Here is a 19,784-nt window from a genome sequence, read left to right as displayed (position 1 = left end):
CGCCCTTATTCGTTTTCCAGTTCGATGTCGATACCCAGTGAGCGGATCTCTTTAACCAATACGTTAAAGGATTCCGGCATACCGGCTTCCATACGGTGGTCGCCGTCAACGATGTTTTTATACATCTTGGTACGACCGGCCACGTCATCCGACTTAACAGTCAGCATTTCCTGCAGCGTATACGCCGCACCGTATGCTTCCAGTGCCCATACTTCCATCTCACCGAAGCGCTGACCACCAAACTGCGCCTTACCACCCAGCGGCTGCTGAGTAACCAGGCTGTAAGAACCGGTAGAACGCGCGTGCATTTTGTCGTCTACCAGGTGGTTCAGTTTCAGCATGTACATGTAACCTACGGTTACCGGACGGTCGAAGGCATCACCAGTGCGGCCATCGTACAGGGTAACCTGACCGGAATCCGGGATGTCGGCCAGACGCAGCATACGTTTGATTTCGCTTTCTTTCGCACCGTCAAACGCTGGTGTTGCCATTGGCACACCGTTACGCAGGTTGTTGGCCAGTTCCATGATTTCAGCATCAGAGAAGCTGTCCAGGTCTTCGATACGGCCGTCACCACCGTTGTAGATCTCGTTCAGCAGTTCACGCATCTTAGCGATCTCTTGCTGTTCTTTGATCATACGGTCGATCTTAACGCCCAGACCTTTAGCGGCCATGCCTAAGTGAGTCTCCATGATCTGACCCACGTTCATACGAGACGGTACACCCAGTGGGTTCAGCACGATATCAACCGGCTCACCGTTACCATCGTATGGCATATCTTCGATTGGCATGATCGCAGAGATAACACCTTTGTTACCGTGACGACCTGCCATCTTATCACCCGGCTGGATCTTACGTTTAATCGCTAAGTACACCTTAACAATCTTCAGTACGCCCGGAGCCAGGTCATCGCCGGTTTGCAGCTTACGCTTCTTGTCTTCGAACTTGTCGTCCAGTTCTTTACGACGATCAATCAGAGACTGCTCGGCTTTTTCCAGTACTTCAACCAGAGACTCGTCTTGTGGACGAATCTTGAACCAGTCGTCGCCAGCCAGATTCTGCAGGTACTCTTCCGTTAACGGAGAACCTTTAGCTAAGCCTGGTGCCGCGTTAACGGTTTGACCCAGCAGTGCACGTTGCAGACGCTCGTAAGTTGCGCCCTGAACAATACGCATTTCTTCGTTCAGGTCTTTACGGATTTCGTCCAGCTGAGACTGTTCGATTTCCAGAGCACGCTGATCTTTCTCAACACCATCGCGGGTAAATACCTGTACGTCGATAACCGTACCTGTGGTACCGGTCTTAACACGCAGAGAAGTATCTTTAACGTCAGACGCTTTTTCACCGAAGATCGCACGCAGCAGTTTTTCTTCTGGAGTCAGCTGAGTTTCACCTTTCGGTGTCACTTTACCTACCAGAATGTCACCCGGCTTCACTTCCGCACCGATGTAAACAATACCGGACTCATCCAGCTTGTTCAGTGCCGACTCACCGACGTTTGGAATATCAGAAGTTACTTCTTCTGCACCCAGCTTGGTATCACGCGCCACACAGGTCAGTTCCTGAATGTGGATGGTGGTTAAACGGTCTTCCTGAGCAACACGCTCAGACAACAGGATGGAATCCTCGAAGTTGTAACCGTTCCAAGGCATGAACGCCAGACGTAAGTTCTGACCCAGAGCCAGCTCACCCAAGTCAATGGATGGGCCGTCAGCCATGATGTCGCCACGATTAATGATATCGCCGGCTTTCACCAGAGGCTTCTGGTTAATACAGGTGTTCTGGTTAGAACGAGTGTATTTGGTCAGATTGTAGATATCCACACCGGCTTCGCCAGCCATGGTTTCTTCATCACGAACCTTAACCACGATACGGGAAGCATCGACGGAGTCGATCACACCACCACGCTTAGCAACCACACACACACCGGAGTCTGCTGCTACCGCACGCTCAATACCGGTACCCACAAATGGCTTCTCGGATTTCAGCGTTGGTACAGCCTGACGCTGCATGTTCGATCCCATCAATGCACGGTTAGCATCGTCGTGTTCCAGGAACGGAATCAGAGATGCCGCGATGGATACAACCTGACGTGCAGATACGTCCATCAGGGTTACTGCATCCGGAGACATCACGGTGAATTCGTTCTGGTGACGTACCGAGATCAGGTCGCCTTGTAAGCGGCCTTCGCTATCGGTTTCTACCGACGCCTGTGCAATTACGTAGTCAGCTTCTTCAATCGCAGATACGTAAATGATTTCGTCAGTAACCACACCGTTGTTTACTTTACGGTATGGAGATTCCAGGAAGCCGTATTCATTGGTGCGGGCAAAAGTTGCCAGCGAGTTAATCAGACCAATGTTTGGACCTTCCGGCGTTTCAATAGGACATACGCGACCGTAGTGAGTCGCGTGTACGTCACGTACCTCGAAGCCAGCACGTTCACGGGTCAGACCACCTGGGCCTAACGCAGAAATACGACGCTTGTGAGTTACCTCAGACAGCGGGTTGTTCTGGTCCATAAACTGAGACAGTTGGGATGAGCCGAAGAACTCTTTAACCGCAGCAGCAACTGGCTTGGCATTGATCAGATCCTGAGGCATCAGGCCTTCAGATTCCGCCATGCTCAGACGCTCACGTACCGCACGCTCAACACGAACCAGACCTACACGGAATTGGTTCTCAGCCATTTCACCGACAGAACGGATACGACGGTTACCCAGGTGGTCGATATCATCGACGATACCTTTACCGTTACGGATCGAGATCAGGGTACGCAGTACTTCAATGATGTCCTGCTTATCCAGTACGCCAGCGCCCAGAATTTCTTCACGACCGATACGACGGTTGAACTTCATACGACCGACCGCAGACAGGTCATAACGCTCATCAGTGAAGAACAGGTTTTCGAACAGCGCTTCGGCAGATTCTTTGGTTGGCGGCTCACCAGGACGCATCATACGGTAGATTTCTACCAGTGCTTCCAGCTGGTTGGTGGTCGGGTCAGTACGCATGGTGTCTGACAGGAACGGACCACAATCCAGTTCGTTGGTGTAAATAGTTTCAAACGCATCCACGCCTGCTTCTGCCAGAGAAGCCAGCAGCTCAGCGCTGATTTCAGAGTTGGCCGGAGCCAGAACTTCACCGGTACGGGTGTCGATTACGTCTTTTGCAATCGCTTTGCCCAGCAGGTACTCAGCTGGAACAGACAGCTCTTCCACGCCGGCTTTTTCTAACTGGCGAATGTGACGCGCGGTAATACGACGGCCGCTTTCAACAATCACATTACCTTCGTTATCCATGATATCGAAGGCCGCCGTTTCACCACGCAGACGCGCAGGAATCAGCTTCAGCATGGCGCCATCGGCACTTAAACGGTAGCTGTCGTTCTCGAAGAATTCCGCCAGGATTTCTTCTGTGCTGTAACCCAGAGCGCGCAGCAGAATCGATGCTGGCAGCTTACGGCGACGGTCGATACGAACGTAAACCAGATCTTTCGGATCGAATTCGAAGTCCAGCCAGGAACCACGGTAAGGAATAACACGTGCGTTATACAGCAGCTTACCGGAGGAATGTGTCTTACCTTTGTCGTGATCGAAGAATACACCCGGAGAACGGTGTAATTGAGATACGATCACACGCTCAGTACCATTAACAATAAAGGTACCGTTGTCGGTCATAAGTGGCATTTCACCCATGTACACTTCTTGTTCTTTAATATCTTTGATGGCTTTGGTGGAAGATTCTTTATCGTAAATGATCAGACGAACCTTCACACGCAGCGGTGCAGCGTATGTTACGCCACGCAGCATACATTCTTTTTCATCAAACGTAGGTGTACCCAGACGGTAGCTTACGTATTCAAGTGCTGCATTCCCGGAATAGCTTACGATAGGGAAAACAGATTTAAATGCAGCATGTAACCCAAGATCGATGCGATCTTCGGAACTAGCTCCCTCTTGCAGGAACTTGCGATATGAGTCGATTTGAATGGCCAGAAGGTATGGCACATCCATGACGTTCGGCAGTTTACCGAAATCCTTTCGGATACGTTTTTTCTCAGTATATGAGTAAGCCATCAGTTATCCCCGGACTGTTGCCCCGATTGGGTCATCATTGGATCTGTGTACAAGCTAGCGCTTGCTGACTGAGCCAGTAAAGGCTGGTAATTCTTGCGTACATTGAATGCAGTACGCAATTAATCGCGTAGAACGCGAAAAGGCTGACGGGTTTAACCCCGCCAGCCAATCGTCGCATCAGACTTTAATGCGACAGTAACGGCATTGCAATAATGCGCAAATTACTTAACTTCAACAACTGCGCCAGCTGCTTCCAGCTCTTCTTTAGCTGCTTCAGCGTCTTCTTTCGATACGCCTTCTTTAACAGCAGCAGGAGCGCCGTCAACGATAGCTTTAGCTTCTTTCAGACCCAGACCAGTCAGACCGCGAACTGCTTTGATCACGTTAACTTTCTTGTCGCCTGCAGCGCTCAGGATTACGTCGAATTCAGTTTGCTCTTCAGCAGCGTCAGCACCGCCAGCAGCAGGACCAGCAGCTACAGCAGCAGCAGCGGATACACCGAATTTTTCTTCCATCGCTTCGATCAGCTCAACAACGTCTTTTACAGACATTTCAGCTACAGCATTGATGATATCTTCTTTTGTCAGAGACATGAGACAATTCCTAAATTTAAAGGAGCTTTAAATAGCTCGCTAAATTGTTGGTAGAAAGGGCTTATTTTATTAAAAATTAAGCCGCTTCTGATTCTTTTTGGTCGCGGATAGCAGCAATGGTACGTACCAGCTTGCCAGCGGATGCTTCTTTCATAACGCTCATCAGTTTCGCGATAGCTTCGTCGTATGTTGGCAGGCTTGCCAGCATGTTAACGTCTACCACTTCACCTTCGAAGGCACCAGCCTTAACTTCAAACGCGTCGTTACCTTTTGCAAACTCTTTGAAAATACGAGCTGCAGCACCTGGGTGCTCGGTGTTAAATGCGATTAAAGTCGGGCCTTTAAACGAGTCAGTCAGACACTCGTAATCAGTACCTTCAACAGCACGACGTGCCAGCGTGTTACGGACAACTTTCATCCATACGCCTGCTTCGCGTGCTTCTTTACGTAGAGCGGTCATGGCTTCTACTGTTACGCCACGAGAGTCGGCAACAACAGCAGAAAGAGCACCTTGAGCTGCTTCCTGGACTTCGGCGACAATCGCCTTCTTATCTTCGAGTCCTAAGGCCACGATTAACTCCTACAAGTTAAATTGAGCTCTTACGAGCCAGTCTCGGTGTGACAATTCAGAATTCTGAAGGGGCCACACACCATCTACGCAGGAAGTTATTAAGCTCTGAGATCAAAAATCTCGTTGCTCCTGCGGTCTTTGACAGCTACCGCCGGTACAGCTCTGCAGTGCAGAATCCGGCGATAACCCCAAAGATGGTTTTAACCTTCTGCTTAGAAATCCAGAGCAGAATGGTCAACAGTCAAGCCAGGACCCATAGTCGTAGACAGAGTCACTTTCTTCATGAATACGCCTTTGGCGGAAGAAGGCTTGGCTTTTTTCAGATCAGCCAGCAATGCAGTCAGGTTTTCTTTCAGTGCATCTGCAGTGAAATCAGCCTTACCGATTGTGGTGTGAATAATACCGTTCTTATCGTTACGGTAACGAACCTGACCTGCTTTTGCGTTCTTAACCGCAGTAGCAACATCTGGAGTTACAGTACCAACTTTCGGGTTTGGCATCAGGCCACGTGGACCAAGAACCTGACCCAGCTGACCAACAACACGCATTGCGTCTGGAGAAGCGATCACAACGTCGAAGTTCAGATCACCTTCTTTCATTTTCGCAGCCAGCTCATCCATGCCAACTTCGTCTGCGCCAGCTTCTTTAGCGGCATCAGCGTTAGCGCCCTGAGTGAACACAGCAACACGCATAGTTTTACCAGTACCGTTTGGCAGTACAGTAGAGCTACGAACGTTTTGGTCAGATTTACGAGCGTCGATGCCCAGGTTTACAGCAACATCAACAGACTCTTTGAATTTTGCAGCAGGCAGGGAAGCCAGTACTTCAACCGCTTCTTCTACAGAGTAAACTTTGCCAGCTTCTACTTTTTCAGCGATCAGCTTTTGGCGCTTAGTCAGCTTAGCCATTACTCAACTCCTTCCACATTCAGACCCATTGCACGAGCAGAACCAGCGATGGTACGAACAGCAGCGTCCATATCAGCAGCGGTCAGGTCTTTCATTTTAACTTCTGCGATTTCTTCCAGCTGAGCGCGGTTTACAGTACCCACTTTCTCAGTGTTTGGACGACCAGAACCGCTCTTGATACCAGCGGCTTTTTTCAGCAGGAAGGATGCTGGCGGAGTTTTAATCTCGAAAGAAAAACTACGGTCGTTGTATACAGAAATGATTACAGGAACTGGTGCGCCCGCTTCCATACCCTGGGTCTGTGCGTTAAACGCTTTACAGAATTCCATGATATTCAGACCGTGCTGACCCAGAGCAGGACCAACCGGTGGACTTGGGTTTGCTTTACCAGCACCAACTTGCAGCTTGATATAAGCTTCGACTTTCTTAGCCATGATTTACTCCAAATGGGTAATAACGCCTTGCGGCTTCCCGACACCCAACGAATTGCTAAGTGTCATCTAGTTGCGTTTACGCGGATTTTTCGACCTGAGTAAACTCAAGTTCAACCGGCGTAGAACGACCGAAAATAGTAACAGCCACCTGCAAACGTGATTTCTCATAATCAACGCTTTCAACCACACCGTTAAAGTCGGCAAATGGGCCGTCAATAACACGAACCACTTCACCCGGCTCGTAAATGGTTTTGTGGGTAGGCTTATCAGCACCATCCTGAACACGCTGCAGAATGGCATCTGCTTCACGCTCAGTAATTGGTGCAGGCTTATCAGCAGTACCGCCGATAAAACCCATTACACGCGGCGTCTGCTTAACCAGATGCCACGAGTCATCATTCATATCCATTTGCACAAGCACGTAGCCCGGGTAGAACTTACGCTCACTCTTGCGCTTTTTACCGTCACGAACTTCAACCACTTCTTCGGTTGGCACCAGCACGTCACCAAACAGGTGTTGCATTTCGTGCAGTTCGATTCGTTCTTTTAAAGTGTTCTGAACACGCTTTTCGTAACCAGAGTAGGCGTGTACCACATACCAGCGCATAGCCATATCGTTTTACCTTCAGCCTACGATTAACGAAATCAGCCAACCCAGCAGAGAATCCAGACCCCACAGAATTAAAGCCATTACAAACACAACAACCACAACAATCATTGTGGTTTGGGTTGTTTCCTGACGCGTCGGCCATACAACTTTGCGACGCTCGATATTGGCTTCTTTCAGCAACTGCAGAAAGGCCTGACCTTTCGCAGTGGTTAATGCCGCGCCCGCAGACAACAACATCAACGCAACAACTGCCAATACTTGGAACAACAGAGGCAGTTCTTCGCCTTGCGCTTCCAGATAGAGATCCGGCGCCATGTAGTTACCCACTACAGCGGCGGCAAAAAGGGCAATCGCTACCAGCCATTTAACAATATCCAATGGCGAATTATTTGCTTTGCTTTCGGTACTCATTACTATTCCCTGAAGCCAAAAAAGGCAGCCGAAGCTGCCATTTAGGAATGTGGCAGGCCAGGAGGGATTCGAACCCCCAACATGCGGATTTGGAATCCGCCGTTCTGCCAATTGGAACTACTGGCCTAAAGTTCACTCAATTAGGGCGCTGTACTATACAGCAGCTTTTTCATTAATCAAGTGCTAACTCTTGAAAAATCAAGAAATTTTAGGTTTTGGCCACAAAGAAAATATTCTTTATGGCCGGAGCGGCAAGCCCATTCACAACTTACCACCCATAATCGACCTGAAACCTATTACTCCGGGCATTCCTGCCCTTCGCCTTTCAGGCCGACCTTCGGTCGTTATAATTTGATCCAGTCAAATTATTCAACGATAGATGCTACAACACCAGCACCTACAGTACGGCCGCCTTCACGGATCGCAAAACGCAGACCTTCGTCCATCGCGATCGGAGCGATCAGTTCAACAGACAGAGTCACGTTGTCACCTGGCATTACCATTTCAACGCCTTCTGGCAGCTCAACAGCGCCCGTTACGTCAGTCGTACGGAAGTAGAACTGTGGACGGTAGCCTTTGAAGAATGGCGTGTGACGACCACCTTCATCTTTACCCAGTACGTATACTTCAGAAGTGAACTTGGTGTGAGGCGTGATAGAACCTGGCTTAGCCAGAACCTGGCCACGCTCAACTTCGTCACGCTTAGTACCACGCAGCAGAACACCAACGTTCTCACCCGCACGGCCTTCGTCCAGGATCTTACGGAACATTTCTACACCAGTACAAGTAGTGGTAGTGGTCTCTTTGATACCGATGATCGCAACTTCTTCACCAGTATTGATGATGCCGCGCTCAACACGACCAGTTACAACAGTACCACGGCCTTGAATAGAGAATACGTCTTCGATTGGCATGATGAAGTCGCCGTCGATTGCACGCTCTGGCTCTGGGATGTATTCATCCAGAGTTTCTACCAGCTTCTTAACAGCGGTAGTACCCATTTCGTTGTCGTCTTCGCCGTTCAGGGCCATCAGAGCAGAACCTGGGATGATTGGCGTGTCGTCACCTGGGAAGTCGTATTCAGACAGCAGGTCACGCAGTTCCATTTCAACCAGTTCCAGCATCTCTGCGTATTCTTCAGAGTCTGCGCCGCCGCAGTCTTCAGCCAGCAGGTCAGCCTTGTTCAGGAATACCACGATGTATGGTACACCAACCTGACGAGACAGCAGGATGTGTTCACGAGTCTGAGGCATTGGGCCGTCAGTAGAACCACATACCAGGATAGCGCCGTCCATCTGAGCAGCACCGGTGATCATGTTTTTAACATAATCCGCGTGTCCCGGGCAGTCTACGTGCGCGTAGTGACGGCTTGGGGATTCGTATTCAACGTGAGAAGTTGAGATGGTGATACCACGCTCACGCTCTTCTGGTGCGTTGTCGATACCTTCAAAAGCTACCAGTTCGCCGCCCCATACTTCTGCACATACGCGGGTCAGCGCTGCAGTCAGAGTGGTTTTACCATGGTCAACGTGACCAATGGTGCCTACGTTTACGTGCGGTTTGGAGCGCTCAAACGTTTCCTTTGCCATGACTCAATTCTCTTTAAGTTGAGGTTTAACAGTTTTCGAGATCGAAAACACTTTTCAAAAGTACATACACAAAAAGGCAGACCAATGGCCTACCTTTCTGAATTCTAAATAATGGTGCTGATAGGCAGATTCGAACTGCCGACCTCATCCTTACCAAGGATGCGCTCTACCGACTGAGCTATATCAGCAAACTGGAGCGGGTAGCGGGAATCGAACCCGCATCATTAGCTTGGAAGGCTAAGGTTCTACCATTGAACTATACCCGCGACCTTACAAGTAGGTTCAAATGACCAAGCCTACCTGCTTGCTCCAATAGCCGTTCCGACAGCTATCAAAAAGTGGTGGTGGGGGCTGGATTCGAACCAGCGAAGCTTTCGCGTCAGATTTACAGTCTGATCCCTTTGGCCGCTCGGGAACCCCACCGAAGTGGCGCGTACTATATGGGCCACACCCAACCCTGTCAACAACTTTTTTCTTATTTTTTATAAACTTATCGCAGATTGCACATTTACCATTGAGGTAAGGTTATTCGGAACAGGCCGCTTGCTGCCAGCTGATCCCGCTATCACCGGCCTGAATGCGCTCACGCATTTTTTCATTCAGTTGCGCCACCTGATCAATTTCAACCCAATACTCACGAACGGATTTGGTAATCACCCGAATATCGACCGGAATCTCAAACCGCTCGACCTTCTTCTTAATGCCCTGGGCGGATGCCTGATTGCGAAACAACCCTAATGACACCCCTTCTGCCAGATCCCCTTGAGTAATAATGTACGAATCAACATTACGCTGCTGTAGCTCACGCAAGGTTTTTAACGCCTCACCCCGGGTCGCCCGTGGCGGCACATGCACCCAGTATTCCGACGGCTCATCGGTAGAGATATCCACCGCATTAATACTGCCTGCCAGCGCTAACGCCTGAGCCCGCGCCAGCAAATGACGCGCATCCAGCTCATCGTTATACGGCCCAGCGACATAACAACGTGCCTGACGCACTTCATTATCTTCAGGGCGAGCAACTACCGGTACCAGTGGCGCTTCCAACTCTGACACCAGTTGCAGTTGTTTATTGCTGTCAGCGACCTGAATAGTCTGCTCAACCGGCAATGAGTCGCGTCCCTGTTGCTGCCAGAACACGGCAAACAGCAGCAAATTGGCAAACACTAGGGCAAAAAAGATCCAGCGCATAAGGATTCCATACCTTCAAAAATTAATTCCGGCGCATGCACGATATCACGTTGCACCTCACCATCGGCTTGCAGCGTCTGACACAGCCATAAGCCATCACCACCACAGACAAACACCCGGTATTGCGGATAATCAGCCATTACCGACAATACCAATGCCAGCAACTGGCGGCGAGCTCCGGCGCTGACACACCCCAATGTGTCCCGCCCCGGGCCAGCATGTATTGCCTGCTGCTCATCCATAAACGGGTTCACCCGCTCGGTCTGCTGAAACAACGCCTGCTGCGCCAGTGCCACACCCGCAACAATCCAGCCGCCCTGATGTTGCGTATCTTTATCCAGCAAATCAAGGGTCAGCGCCGTGCCAGCATCCACCACCAGCACATCATCCTGACAGCGGCATTGTGCGCCCAGCATCGCCAGCCAACGATCCACACCCAAGCGGCGATGATCGCTATAACAATGGCGAAAAAGTGGGATATCAGCCAGCGGCTCACTGAACCACACCAGTCGCTCAGCAAAGCGCTGCTGTAATTGCTGGCGCAATGCCGGTTTATCACGCACACAAGAGACCAGCAGACGACGAATCTCGAATGGCCAGTTCAGCGAAGCAAACTCAGCTTCATCACAGACTCCGTGACACCACTCACCTGCCTGCCCTTCCTCCGACTGGCGATAGCCCCATTTAATCCGGCTATTACCTATGTCGAGAAACAGATCACGCAACGGGTCGGACACTGATTTCTCCGGCAACAATCACTTCCATGCCTTTGGCAGTATGCAGCAACAATTCGCCTTTGCGGTTGACGCCTTTCACAATGCCACGCTTTTCATGGCCCGGACTGAGAATCACCACCTCTTTATTGTGGTAGATATCGCGCTGCGACCAATACTCCTGAAATACCGCAAAGCCCTGCTTCTGGAATTCGTCCACCGCCAGCAACAATTCATTCAACAGCACCGTCGCAACCTGATTGCGGGATAGATCCGGGCGGATATTTTTTAATGCGGTCCACGGCTGGCCAATGTCTTCGGCGTCTTTATCACTCAGAGATAAGTTCAGGCCAACACCAATCACTACCTGGCAATGGCTGTTATATTCGCCAGTTACTTCCAGCAGAATGCCCGCCAGCTTTTTGCCATCGGCATAAATATCATTCGGCCATTTCAGACCCACTCCGGCAATGCCCAGCTTCAGCAAAGCCCGTTCAACCGCAATGGCCGTCACCAGACTCAAACCTTCGAGCGCCGCCACACCACCACTGAATGACACCAGCAGTGACAGATAGATATTCTTACCAAACGGGCTGACCCACTGGCGACCACGACGACCACGACCAGCCGCTTGCTTCTCCGCCATCACGGCATAACGCTTGCCCATATGGTCAGAAGCTTTCTGAAACAGGTAGGAGTTGGTGGAATCAACATCCAACAGCACCTCCAGGCAATCCAGACGCTGCTGAATATCCGCCTGAATACGCTCGCCATCCAACAGCTCAATTTCATCGTGTAGCCGGTAGCCTTTGCCTTTAACCGAAGAATACGGGATATCCAGATCATCCAGTTTTTTAAGCTGCTTCCAGACCGCAGCGCGACTCACCCCCAATGACTCCCCCAGCTCTTCACCCGAGTGGAATTGTCCGTCGGCCAATAAGCCTAATAACTTGTTTAACATGGCGACCTCCCGATACTTACAGTCAGCCACAAACTATATCAGAAGCCATGCACGACGAAAGCAGACAACCAGAAAAATCAGAATGGTTTACAGAGATAGGCGTTGTAGATAGAAGCTGTAACCAGCCATAAAAAAGACCATCGGGCGGCGGCCAGATGGTCTTCGATAAACAGCGCGATCAATCCATGATCACAACTCAGGCATCAGAAGCGTGCATTAAATGCCAGCTTAAAGCCACGTCCTGGCTGAGGCGTCAGATCCTTCACAAAGGAGGTGTGGTAACGCACTTCTTCATTCAGCAGGTTGTTGCCCTGCAGATCGATACGATATTCCGCACTTTGAGTTGTGATCAGATAACCCACACCAGCGGTTAACAACTGGTAGCTGTCGGTTTCAATTTCTTCGATTTCCGCACCCTGATCATCCACACCAAAAGTGGCGGTACGATCCTGCTTGGCAACAAACATATGCTGGGCATAAGCGCTCCAGCCAGCGGACTCAAAGTTCACCCCCAAACCGAAACGGTCGGCCGGCATACGCGGCAGATAATCATCATTATCCAGCTTACCACGTACACCATCAGCCAGCGCCGTCAGCTCAAAGGCATCATTCAGCTGATAGGCCAGTTGTAGCTCGACCCCCGTCAGAGTGACTTCATCCTGCTCAAAGCGATACGCCTGTAAACCGTCTTCGACCAGCAATTCACCACCTTCAACCACAGCATTCTGGAAAATAAAATCATCCACCTGGTTGCGGTAAATGCTCAGAGAGCCGGTTAACGCGCCACTGTTTTTACGCACGGAGATGTCCAGATTCAGAGCCTGTTCTTCATCCAGGTCCGGGTTGCCGATGTCATAACTCAGAGTCGCTTCATGAGCACCACAAGAGAATAACTCTTCCGCAGCCGGAGCACGCTGAGCGCTGGTCACCGAGCCAGCAACCTGCCAGCCATCGGATAATTCCTGAATTAAGCCCAACGATACACTGTGATTAGAAAAATCGGTTTTATCCACATCTGCAGCACTGAAGCCACAAGCTGAATCCAACTCGCCCGGGTTGTCAGGATCGTGTGAAATACTGTCGAAACGGGCACCCACATTCAGTGTCAGATCGTCAATCTGCTTCTCACCCAGCCAGAACAGGCCAAGATTTTCAGTATCGGTCGACGGTACCAGAGCTTCTTCACCTTCCGCCGAGAATTCGCTGTAAGAAATCTGACTGCCCACGACGTGAGTCATGCCCAGCATCTCTTCCAGAACCAGTTCAACCCGCAGATCCTGAGATTTATTTTTAAAGGTGGTCGGGCCATGTTCTTCTTCATGCTCTTCACCTTCTTCGTGTTCCTCATCCTCGTCGTGCTCTTCTTCGCCATGTGCTTCTTCATGGCCTTCGGTGTGCTCATAATCGGTCAGCGCCAGTTTCACCGTTAAGGATTCGGCACCGGCAAACGGGTTATTAAACAGACCCGCCAGATCAACACGTGTGCTCTCTAAGTCAACGCGAGCCGGACCTTCTTCCTCTTCATGACCGTGCTCTTCGCCTTCTTCCTCGTCGTGCTCTTCACCTTCTTCTTCATGCTCATCTTCATGACCATGGCCCGGCAAACCAAACTCAGAATCCATATGACTCACGGCAATGCCAACCAGATTGCCATTGCCGAACTCATAACTGCCTCCTAACGAGAACTGACGGTTATGATCAACATCGCTGTTTTCCAGACGTTTGCCTTCGGCATCACGACGCTCAATTTCGCCATTTTCTTCGCGCTCAATTTCACCCGCTTCGCGAGGAATACGGTATTCCTCTGCCTTGCTTTCAGAGGCTGCGGCATGCCAGCGCCAGGCACCGCTTTTACCCTGATTGCTCAGCGCAATTTCCTGACCGTCATTAACGCTGTTCGCACCCAAGCGAACATTGGTTTCGACACCGTCGTCTTCCTGAGTGCTGGGAATACGATCATCCACCACATTTACCACCCCGCCAAACGCACCGTTGCCGTACAACAGTGACGCCGGGCCGCGCAGCACTTCAACCTGCTTGGCATCGTGCAGATGCACCGCTACCGCATGATCCGGGCTGACCGAAGAAGCATCCACCGCTTCCAGCCCCGATTGCAGGACTTTCACCCGGGCGCCACCTAAGCCACGAATAACCGGGCGCCCCACCGCCGTACCATAGCTGGAGTTATGCACCCCGGGCTGTTGCCCCAGCGTATCACCCAGAGATTCCGCCCGTTGGCGATCCAGCGCTTCACCGGTTAACACAATCGTCGGCTGAACAATGTCTGCTTGTGATTGATTGGTGGGCGTGGCTGTCACACGTACAGTGTCCAGCTCAACATTATCCTGTGCATGAACAGGGGTGAAAGACGCGCTGGCAACAGCCAGCGCCAACAGGTGCTTACGCATGGGTACTTCTCCGGAAATACAGATAAAAAAGGATCGTGTTAAATGTATGAGTTGTTAAGCAACGGCCTGCGGTGGCGCACGCGCCTGCAACATAACCGTCAGACGTTGCGGCGCAGCGAAGGCCAATAACAACTGAGGAGAGAGATCCAGTACCAGAGCTGGTAACGCAATCAATAGCGGAGGAATAACACCGGAAGCATCCAGTGCCTGTAAACAATATTCGCAGTGCGTGGCAATGCCGTCATGAGCCAACTGCTCATGTAACGTCTGCATGCTGGCCGCCAGTACCATCAGGGTACAAAGCAGCATAGCCAACAGCGATGTGTGACGACGAAACGGCATAAGCCAAACCAAAAGCGATGTTATAAGATTACATAAGCTTGTCAGTTTATATAACCTGAGTAAAGTATTATTCAGCCCCGGACGCTGTCCGGCGCTGAATTTTGCCGTGTTTTACGGCAGTTCTGACTTATTACACAGTAACTTTGTTACAGTTTGAAGCGCCCGACAATTGTACCCAACGTCTGTTGTGCATCTGCCAGCGCATGAGTTGCCTTCACAACTTCGTCACCGCTATGAGCCACATCATCCACCATATCGCTGATAGCGACCATGTTGCGGTTGATCTCATCAGAGGCAGTCGACTGCTGCTGGGCCGCTGTGGCAATACGGATATTGAGCTCATTAATATCTGCTACCGATGAAACAATCTGATCAAGATTCGTCATCACCCGGTTGGTCTGTGCCGCCGCTTCTTCACAACGGGTTTTGGTACCTTCGATACCAGCAATCACACCCTGGGAACTGGCGTTGAGGCGGTTGATAGTATTGTGAACCTCCGATGTGCTTTCCTGAGTACGGGATGCCAGCGCACGAACTTCATCAGCAACCACCGCAAAACCACGCCCTTGCTCACCGGCCCGGGCAGCTTCAATGGCCGCATTTAATGCCAGCAAATTCGTTTGCTCGGCGATATCACCAATCACATTTAATACCGCAGAAATATTGGCAATATCCTGCCCCATCTGATCAATCTGACCCGATGATGCATCAACCTGCTCCACCAACTGCTGCATATTCTGGGTCGCATCCGCGACAACCTGTTTTGATTGCAGCGTCTGATCATTGGCGTCACTGGTCAGAGTCACCGCGTGCTCAGTATTGTCGGCAACATCGTTTGAACTGGCACTCATCTCATTCAATGCGGTGGCCACCTGAGCGGTTTCCAGTTTGTGAGCATCCAGTACCTGATTATTCGCGCTGCTCTGCTGCTGTAAATGCGTCACACTGCCGGCAATATTCTGCGCCGCGCTCTTAATCTCCTGCATCATGCCCTGCAGGTCAGCAATAAAGGTATTAATGCCGTGTGAAATTTCACCCAGATCGTCTTCACGGGTGACCGCCAAACGGCGTGTCAGATCGCCTTGTCCGGAGGCCAGCTCAACGATGGTTTGTTTCAGTGCCAGTAATGGCCGATAGGCAACCGACAGGGCAACAAAAATGGCCAGCGCTGACAGCACAATCAGCACCAGAGTGATCACCACCGACTGTTGTAATGACTCACCCAGCGCCCGGTACATTTTGCTTTTATCAATCGCCACCAGCATGTGCCAGGTAACATCCGGGGTCAGCTGAATGGCTTCGAAATAAGCAATCTTGTCGATTTCCAACAGAACAAACTCATGCATGTTCTGAGTGTTACTCAGCATGATCCGCTCCAGCTCAACCAGGGGCTCAAAGTCGGACAGACGTGACTCGCCCGGGACATCGACCTCACCGGTTGAAGCAATGGTTAAACCGGTATCGTCATATAACGCGGCAATAGAACCGGGAAAGGTTGCCTGTTGCACAAACGTCGTCAGCTCCTGAATGTCGATATGAACCGCCAGTACGCCAGCAAATACGCTGCCTTTAAAGAAAGGAGCAGCCAGTGTGATTTGTTTATTCTGGCGTCCCTGCTCCTGATAGATATCGGTAATAACCAGTGAACGCTTGCTTCTGGCCTGCTGATACCAGTGCGCTTGGCGGTAATCAGCCACTCCCTGCTGATATACGCCACGATAATAGCGATAGCCCCGGCCATCCTGATAACCCAGTACCATTTCTTCCAGCGCCAGATTACCCGCCAGGCTCTGCAGATAAACCTTCAGTTGATCTGAGGTTAAATTACGCACAAATAAAGGTGCGGTGTTGGTCAGGCTACGGTTGATCTGTTTGATGTAGCGCTCAACATTTTCACCATTCGCCGTCATTTCCAGACGCGCATAATCATCCACGCTGGTTTTAATCAGGCCGGATAGCTGGTGATAAGAAAACGCTGACTGAATCGCCAGTGACAGCGTCAGCAAGACAATCGCCACCAGGACGATGCGTGTTTTAAAACTGAGTTTCCCGTTCAATGTGGTTACCTTTTTAAAGCGGTTTTATTGTATTTGGCGCGCAAAAAAGCCGGGCTTAACAGCCAGGCGAATAAATCAATAAATGCTTTTTAGAAGCGAACGAATAGCCGTAACACCGACAACAAAACAGATTGTCAGGCTATGTTCAGAACTGGTCAGACTGCGCCAGCATTAAGAAAAAGCGACGCATTTTTGTGAAATTTAAAGAGGGAGTCCAGAGCGGTTAATTATTCCTCCACCGAAAAACACCATTTTTTACGCGCTGCAACGCAAACTCACACAGGCTCTGCTGTAGCAAGGCTTAAACCAGATTTTCCATGCGCTTATTAAAGTGCACTTCAATCGCTCGCTGCACATCACGAATGCTGGGAGTGTGTTCGGTATTCACCAGCATGATCAGAGACTGGGCGTGGACGTGATGATCTCCGTCCGGGTGCTTAATCACCTTGCCTTCTTTGGTGACATACGCCAAAGGAGTCCCCAGGCTGGCCTGTACTACCGCGTTTACCACATCAGCCCAACGTTCCCCTTCGAGCCAGACCGGATAGCGTACAGTGTGATCGTCGGCATGGGTAAACATATCTTCAATCACCTGCTCGGAACCCGGAGCCACCATGGCACGTACGATGATTTCAGGGTAAGAGCGAATCGGCCGCAGAATCACCGGAATATCCAATGCCCGTAGACGGTCACGATTGCTGTCATCAACACACTCAACGATCACCTTATTGCTGATATGCAGGGAATACAGCCGATGTGCCACATCAAAGGTAAAGCTGTCGCTGTCGGTGGAATATTCATCCCGGGACAGCACCACAATATGACGCGCCCGATGAGCCCCCGCCCGCTGTAAATCGTCTGGTCGGCTGGCTGAGCCGGTCACATGCACCACTCCGAGTTGGCGCAGACAATCCGGCAAGCCATCAGCGAAGGCCTCGTTTAATAACATGATCGGCGTTTCCGGATATTCACCACTTTCGCGGATCTGGCTGATCAGGCGCACAAAATAGGCTTCGTGGTTGTACTTGGGTGAATTAATAATCAGGATGTGATCGGCCATATTCCAGTCCCAGTGTCCGGTGCGGATACGTTCCCGGCGTGCAATGCGGAAGTCCACATAATCACTGATCAGAAACGTCATTAAGGTGATACCACAAACATACATCAGCGCGATGGTAGCCAGCTGTCCCAATGGAGTTGCTGCCGACACATCGCCATAGCCGACGGTGGTAATGGTGGTGAGTGTCAGCCAGATAGCGGTCCATAGCGGCATCCCTTCGAGCCAGATCATGGCACTGACGTGTAAGCTGACAAACGACAACAGAATCATTGCGGTACGCCGTACCGCACGCTGAATATTGGCATCGGTCTGATACACCGCATGACGGACACGCTGATGCTGACGAATAAAACGGGTTACCTTGTTCATAGCCGTCATCATAGCAGCCTGAAGCGACGCGTCATCTGTCAGACTTGATCTGATGCAAGGGAGCGATACACTGCCACCAAATTATTCCCGATATCGGCTGATTTCCGATATCCACCGACAGTAAACAGAGAAAATATATGACGTATCACATTTATGGCATTGGCAACGCGCTGGTTGATCAGGAGTTCGAAGTTCAGGACGAGTTTTTCAGCAAAGCTGGCATTGAAAAAGGCATGATGACCTTAATCGAAGAAGATCAGCTGCACACCATGCTTGATACATTAACCACTGACTATGGTCTGAAAAAACGCGCCTGTGGTGGCAGTGCGGCTAACTCCATTATTGGTGCCAGCTACTTTGGCGCAAAAGCTTTTTACACCTGCAATGTCGCCAATGACGAAGCCGGTGATTTTTACGTGCAGGACTTACAGGCCGCCGGTGTTGATACCAACATGGACGGTGAACGGGATAACGGTGTAACCGGCAAATGCCTGGTGATGGTAACCCCGGATGCTGAGCGCACCATGAACACTTTCCTGGGCACCACCAGCGAATTACACGCTAAACACATCAACGAAGAAGCGTTAAAGAATTCGGACTATGCGTATATCGAGGGCTATCTGGTCACTTCTGATACTTCACGTGCGGCAGCCATTGAGGTAATGGAACTGGCGAAGAAACACGGTATCAAAACCGCCATGACCTTCTCCGACCCGGCCATGGTTCAGTTCTTTAAAGACGGTTTAAAAGAAATGATCGGTGACGGCGTTGACCTGTTGTTCTGTAACGAACAGGAAGCCCTGTTATTTACTGATACCGATAATCTGGATGATGCGGTTGCAGCCATGAAAAACGTTGCCAAAACCTTCGCCATCACCCTCGGCTCCAAAGGCGCACTGGCCTTTGATGGTGAACTGCTGCATCCAATCATCCCGAACCCAACCACCGCAGTCGACTCCAATGGTGCTGGCGATATGTTTGCCGGTGCATTCCTGTATGCCATTACCCACGGTTATGATTTTGCAGCTGCCGGTCGTTTAGCCAGCGTGGCGTCTTCCAAGGTCGTCAGCCAGTTTGGCCCACGCCTAGACGCCGAACAGCATGAGCCGCTGAAAGCTGCGCTGGAAGGCTGATAAAGTTACCGCTGGTGGCTAGCCGTCACCAGCGGTATACAAGCCTTTATTCTTTGATTCCTCTGACTTTTGTCAGCAAACGGCTTTGGTGCATCACGCTGAGAATAAGGATTCGGTCATCTTGAATCATATAGATAATGCGATAGGAACCTTCGAGTAGCTCTCGCAAATTGGCCGCATCATAATCAGGAACAACACGTCCGCTGAAAGGCATTTCACGTATTTGCGCTTCTCGTACAAAAATTCGATCAAGCGTCTGCTTTGCTGCCTGGGGTGATCTTTCCTGAACCGCCAGATAATACTGAATATCCTCAAGCCGCTCTAAGGCCTCCTGAGTCCAGATAATCTCCATACT

Annotated in this window: 17 protein-coding genes and 4 tRNA genes; 1 reads left to right on the top strand and 20 read right to left on the bottom strand. The window is 50.6% G+C overall.

Annotated features, from left to right (window positions below):
* Positions 1 to 5: 5 nt before the first annotated feature.
* The 19 genes from rpoB to ACO05E_RS08370 all read right to left on the bottom strand — a co-directional run bounded on the left by rpoB (position 6) and on the right by ACO05E_RS08370 (position 18,296).
* Complete coding sequence (rpoB, locus tag ACO05E_RS08460; protein WP_419812535.1) at positions 6 to 4,079, bottom strand: DNA-directed RNA polymerase subunit beta; 4,074 nt, start codon at positions 4,077 to 4,079, stop codon at positions 6 to 8.
* Positions 4,080 to 4,300: 221 nt separating this feature from the next.
* Positions 4,301 to 4,672, bottom strand: a complete 372-nt coding sequence (rplL, locus tag ACO05E_RS08455; protein WP_068660965.1) for a 50S ribosomal protein L7/L12 — start codon at positions 4,670 to 4,672, stop codon at positions 4,301 to 4,303.
* A 76-nt stretch (positions 4,673 to 4,748) separates the two neighbouring features.
* Positions 4,749 to 5,243 (bottom strand): 50S ribosomal protein L10, encoded by a 495-nt coding sequence (rplJ, locus tag ACO05E_RS08450; protein WP_419812534.1) that lies wholly within the window; start codon positions 5,241 to 5,243, stop codon positions 4,749 to 4,751.
* Positions 5,244 to 5,455: 212 nt separating this feature from the next.
* Positions 5,456 to 6,151 (bottom strand): 50S ribosomal protein L1, encoded by a 696-nt coding sequence (rplA, locus tag ACO05E_RS08445; protein WP_419812533.1) that lies wholly within the window; start codon positions 6,149 to 6,151, stop codon positions 5,456 to 5,458.
* Entirely contained in the window at positions 6,151 to 6,585 is a 435-nt protein-coding gene (gene rplK, locus ACO05E_RS08440; RefSeq protein WP_255858387.1) for a 50S ribosomal protein L11, read from the bottom strand. The genes rplA and rplK overlap by 1 nt, the downstream gene beginning before the upstream one ends.
* Before the next feature lie 76 nt (positions 6,586 to 6,661).
* The gene (gene nusG / locus ACO05E_RS08435) at positions 6,662 to 7,198 is read right to left on the bottom strand and encodes a transcription termination/antitermination protein NusG (RefSeq protein ID WP_255858386.1); all 537 of its coding nucleotides are present in this window, start codon (positions 7,196 to 7,198) and stop codon (positions 6,662 to 6,664) included.
* Positions 7,199 to 7,210: 12 nt separating this feature from the next.
* Positions 7,211 to 7,606, bottom strand: coding sequence for a preprotein translocase subunit SecE (gene secE, locus ACO05E_RS08430; RefSeq protein WP_419812532.1), 396 nt, complete (start codon positions 7,604 to 7,606; stop codon positions 7,211 to 7,213).
* A gap of 50 nt (positions 7,607 to 7,656) precedes the next feature.
* Positions 7,657 to 7,733: transfer RNA gene (locus ACO05E_RS08425), tRNA-Trp, on the bottom strand.
* A gap of 238 nt (positions 7,734 to 7,971) precedes the next feature.
* Positions 7,972 to 9,195, bottom strand: coding sequence for an elongation factor Tu (gene tuf, locus ACO05E_RS08420; RefSeq protein WP_255858394.1), 1,224 nt, complete (start codon positions 9,193 to 9,195; stop codon positions 7,972 to 7,974).
* Between the two features lie 112 nt (positions 9,196 to 9,307).
* A tRNA-Thr gene (locus ACO05E_RS08415) sits at positions 9,308 to 9,383 on the bottom strand.
* Positions 9,384 to 9,387: 4 nt separating this feature from the next.
* Positions 9,388 to 9,461 (bottom strand) — tRNA-Gly (locus ACO05E_RS08410).
* A 73-nt stretch (positions 9,462 to 9,534) separates the two neighbouring features.
* Positions 9,535 to 9,618, bottom strand: a tRNA-Tyr gene (locus tag ACO05E_RS08405).
* A 102-nt stretch (positions 9,619 to 9,720) separates the two neighbouring features.
* Positions 9,721 to 10,386, bottom strand: a complete 666-nt coding sequence (locus ACO05E_RS08400) for a hypothetical protein (protein WP_419812531.1) — start codon at positions 10,384 to 10,386, stop codon at positions 9,721 to 9,723.
* Positions 10,362 to 11,123: a type III pantothenate kinase gene (locus tag ACO05E_RS08395; RefSeq protein ID WP_419812530.1), complete on the bottom strand. Its 762-nt coding sequence runs from the start codon at positions 11,121 to 11,123 to the stop codon at positions 10,362 to 10,364. The genes ACO05E_RS08400 and ACO05E_RS08395 overlap by 25 nt, the downstream gene beginning before the upstream one ends.
* Entirely contained in the window at positions 11,104 to 12,060 is a 957-nt protein-coding gene (gene birA / locus ACO05E_RS08390; RefSeq protein ID WP_419812529.1) for a bifunctional biotin--[acetyl-CoA-carboxylase] ligase/biotin operon repressor BirA, read from the bottom strand. The genes ACO05E_RS08395 and birA overlap by 20 nt, the downstream gene beginning before the upstream one ends.
* Positions 12,061 to 12,263: 203 nt before the next feature.
* Complete coding sequence (locus ACO05E_RS08385; RefSeq protein WP_419812528.1) at positions 12,264 to 14,468, bottom strand: TonB-dependent receptor; 2,205 nt, start codon at positions 14,466 to 14,468, stop codon at positions 12,264 to 12,266.
* Between the two features lie 54 nt (positions 14,469 to 14,522).
* On the bottom strand, positions 14,523 to 14,822 hold the full coding sequence (locus ACO05E_RS08380; protein ID WP_419812527.1) for a hypothetical protein: 300 nt from the start codon (positions 14,820 to 14,822) through the stop codon (positions 14,523 to 14,525).
* A 134-nt stretch (positions 14,823 to 14,956) separates the two neighbouring features.
* A complete protein-coding gene (locus tag ACO05E_RS08375; protein ID WP_419812526.1) occupies positions 14,957 to 16,867 on the bottom strand; it encodes a methyl-accepting chemotaxis protein in 1,911 nt (636 codons plus the stop codon).
* A gap of 301 nt (positions 16,868 to 17,168) precedes the next feature.
* Positions 17,169 to 18,296: an ion channel gene (locus ACO05E_RS08370; RefSeq protein WP_419812525.1), complete on the bottom strand. Its 1,128-nt coding sequence runs from the start codon at positions 18,294 to 18,296 to the stop codon at positions 17,169 to 17,171.
* A 137-nt stretch (positions 18,297 to 18,433) separates the two neighbouring features.
* On the opposite strand from ACO05E_RS08370, the gene ACO05E_RS08365 reads away from it, so the two are divergent.
* Complete coding sequence (locus ACO05E_RS08365) at positions 18,434 to 19,429, top strand: adenosine kinase (protein ID WP_419812524.1); 996 nt, start codon at positions 18,434 to 18,436, stop codon at positions 19,427 to 19,429.
* A gap of 46 nt (positions 19,430 to 19,475) precedes the next feature.
* Here the strand turns inward: ACO05E_RS08365 and ACO05E_RS08360 are convergent, their stop codons facing one another.
* Positions 19,476 to 19,781 carry a type II toxin-antitoxin system RelE/ParE family toxin gene (locus tag ACO05E_RS08360; protein ID WP_419812523.1) on the bottom strand — a complete coding sequence of 102 codons (306 nt, stop codon included), beginning with the start codon at positions 19,779 to 19,781 and terminating at the stop codon, positions 19,476 to 19,478.
* Positions 19,782 to 19,784: the final 3 nt, after the last annotated feature.

Source organism: Bacterioplanoides sp., from assembly GCF_965226395.1.
Classification (GTDB): Bacteria; Pseudomonadota; Gammaproteobacteria; order Pseudomonadales; family Oceanobacteraceae; genus Bacterioplanoides.
The sequence above is the reverse complement of the archived record's forward strand: the minus strand, read 5'-3'. Positions and strand labels throughout refer to the sequence as shown.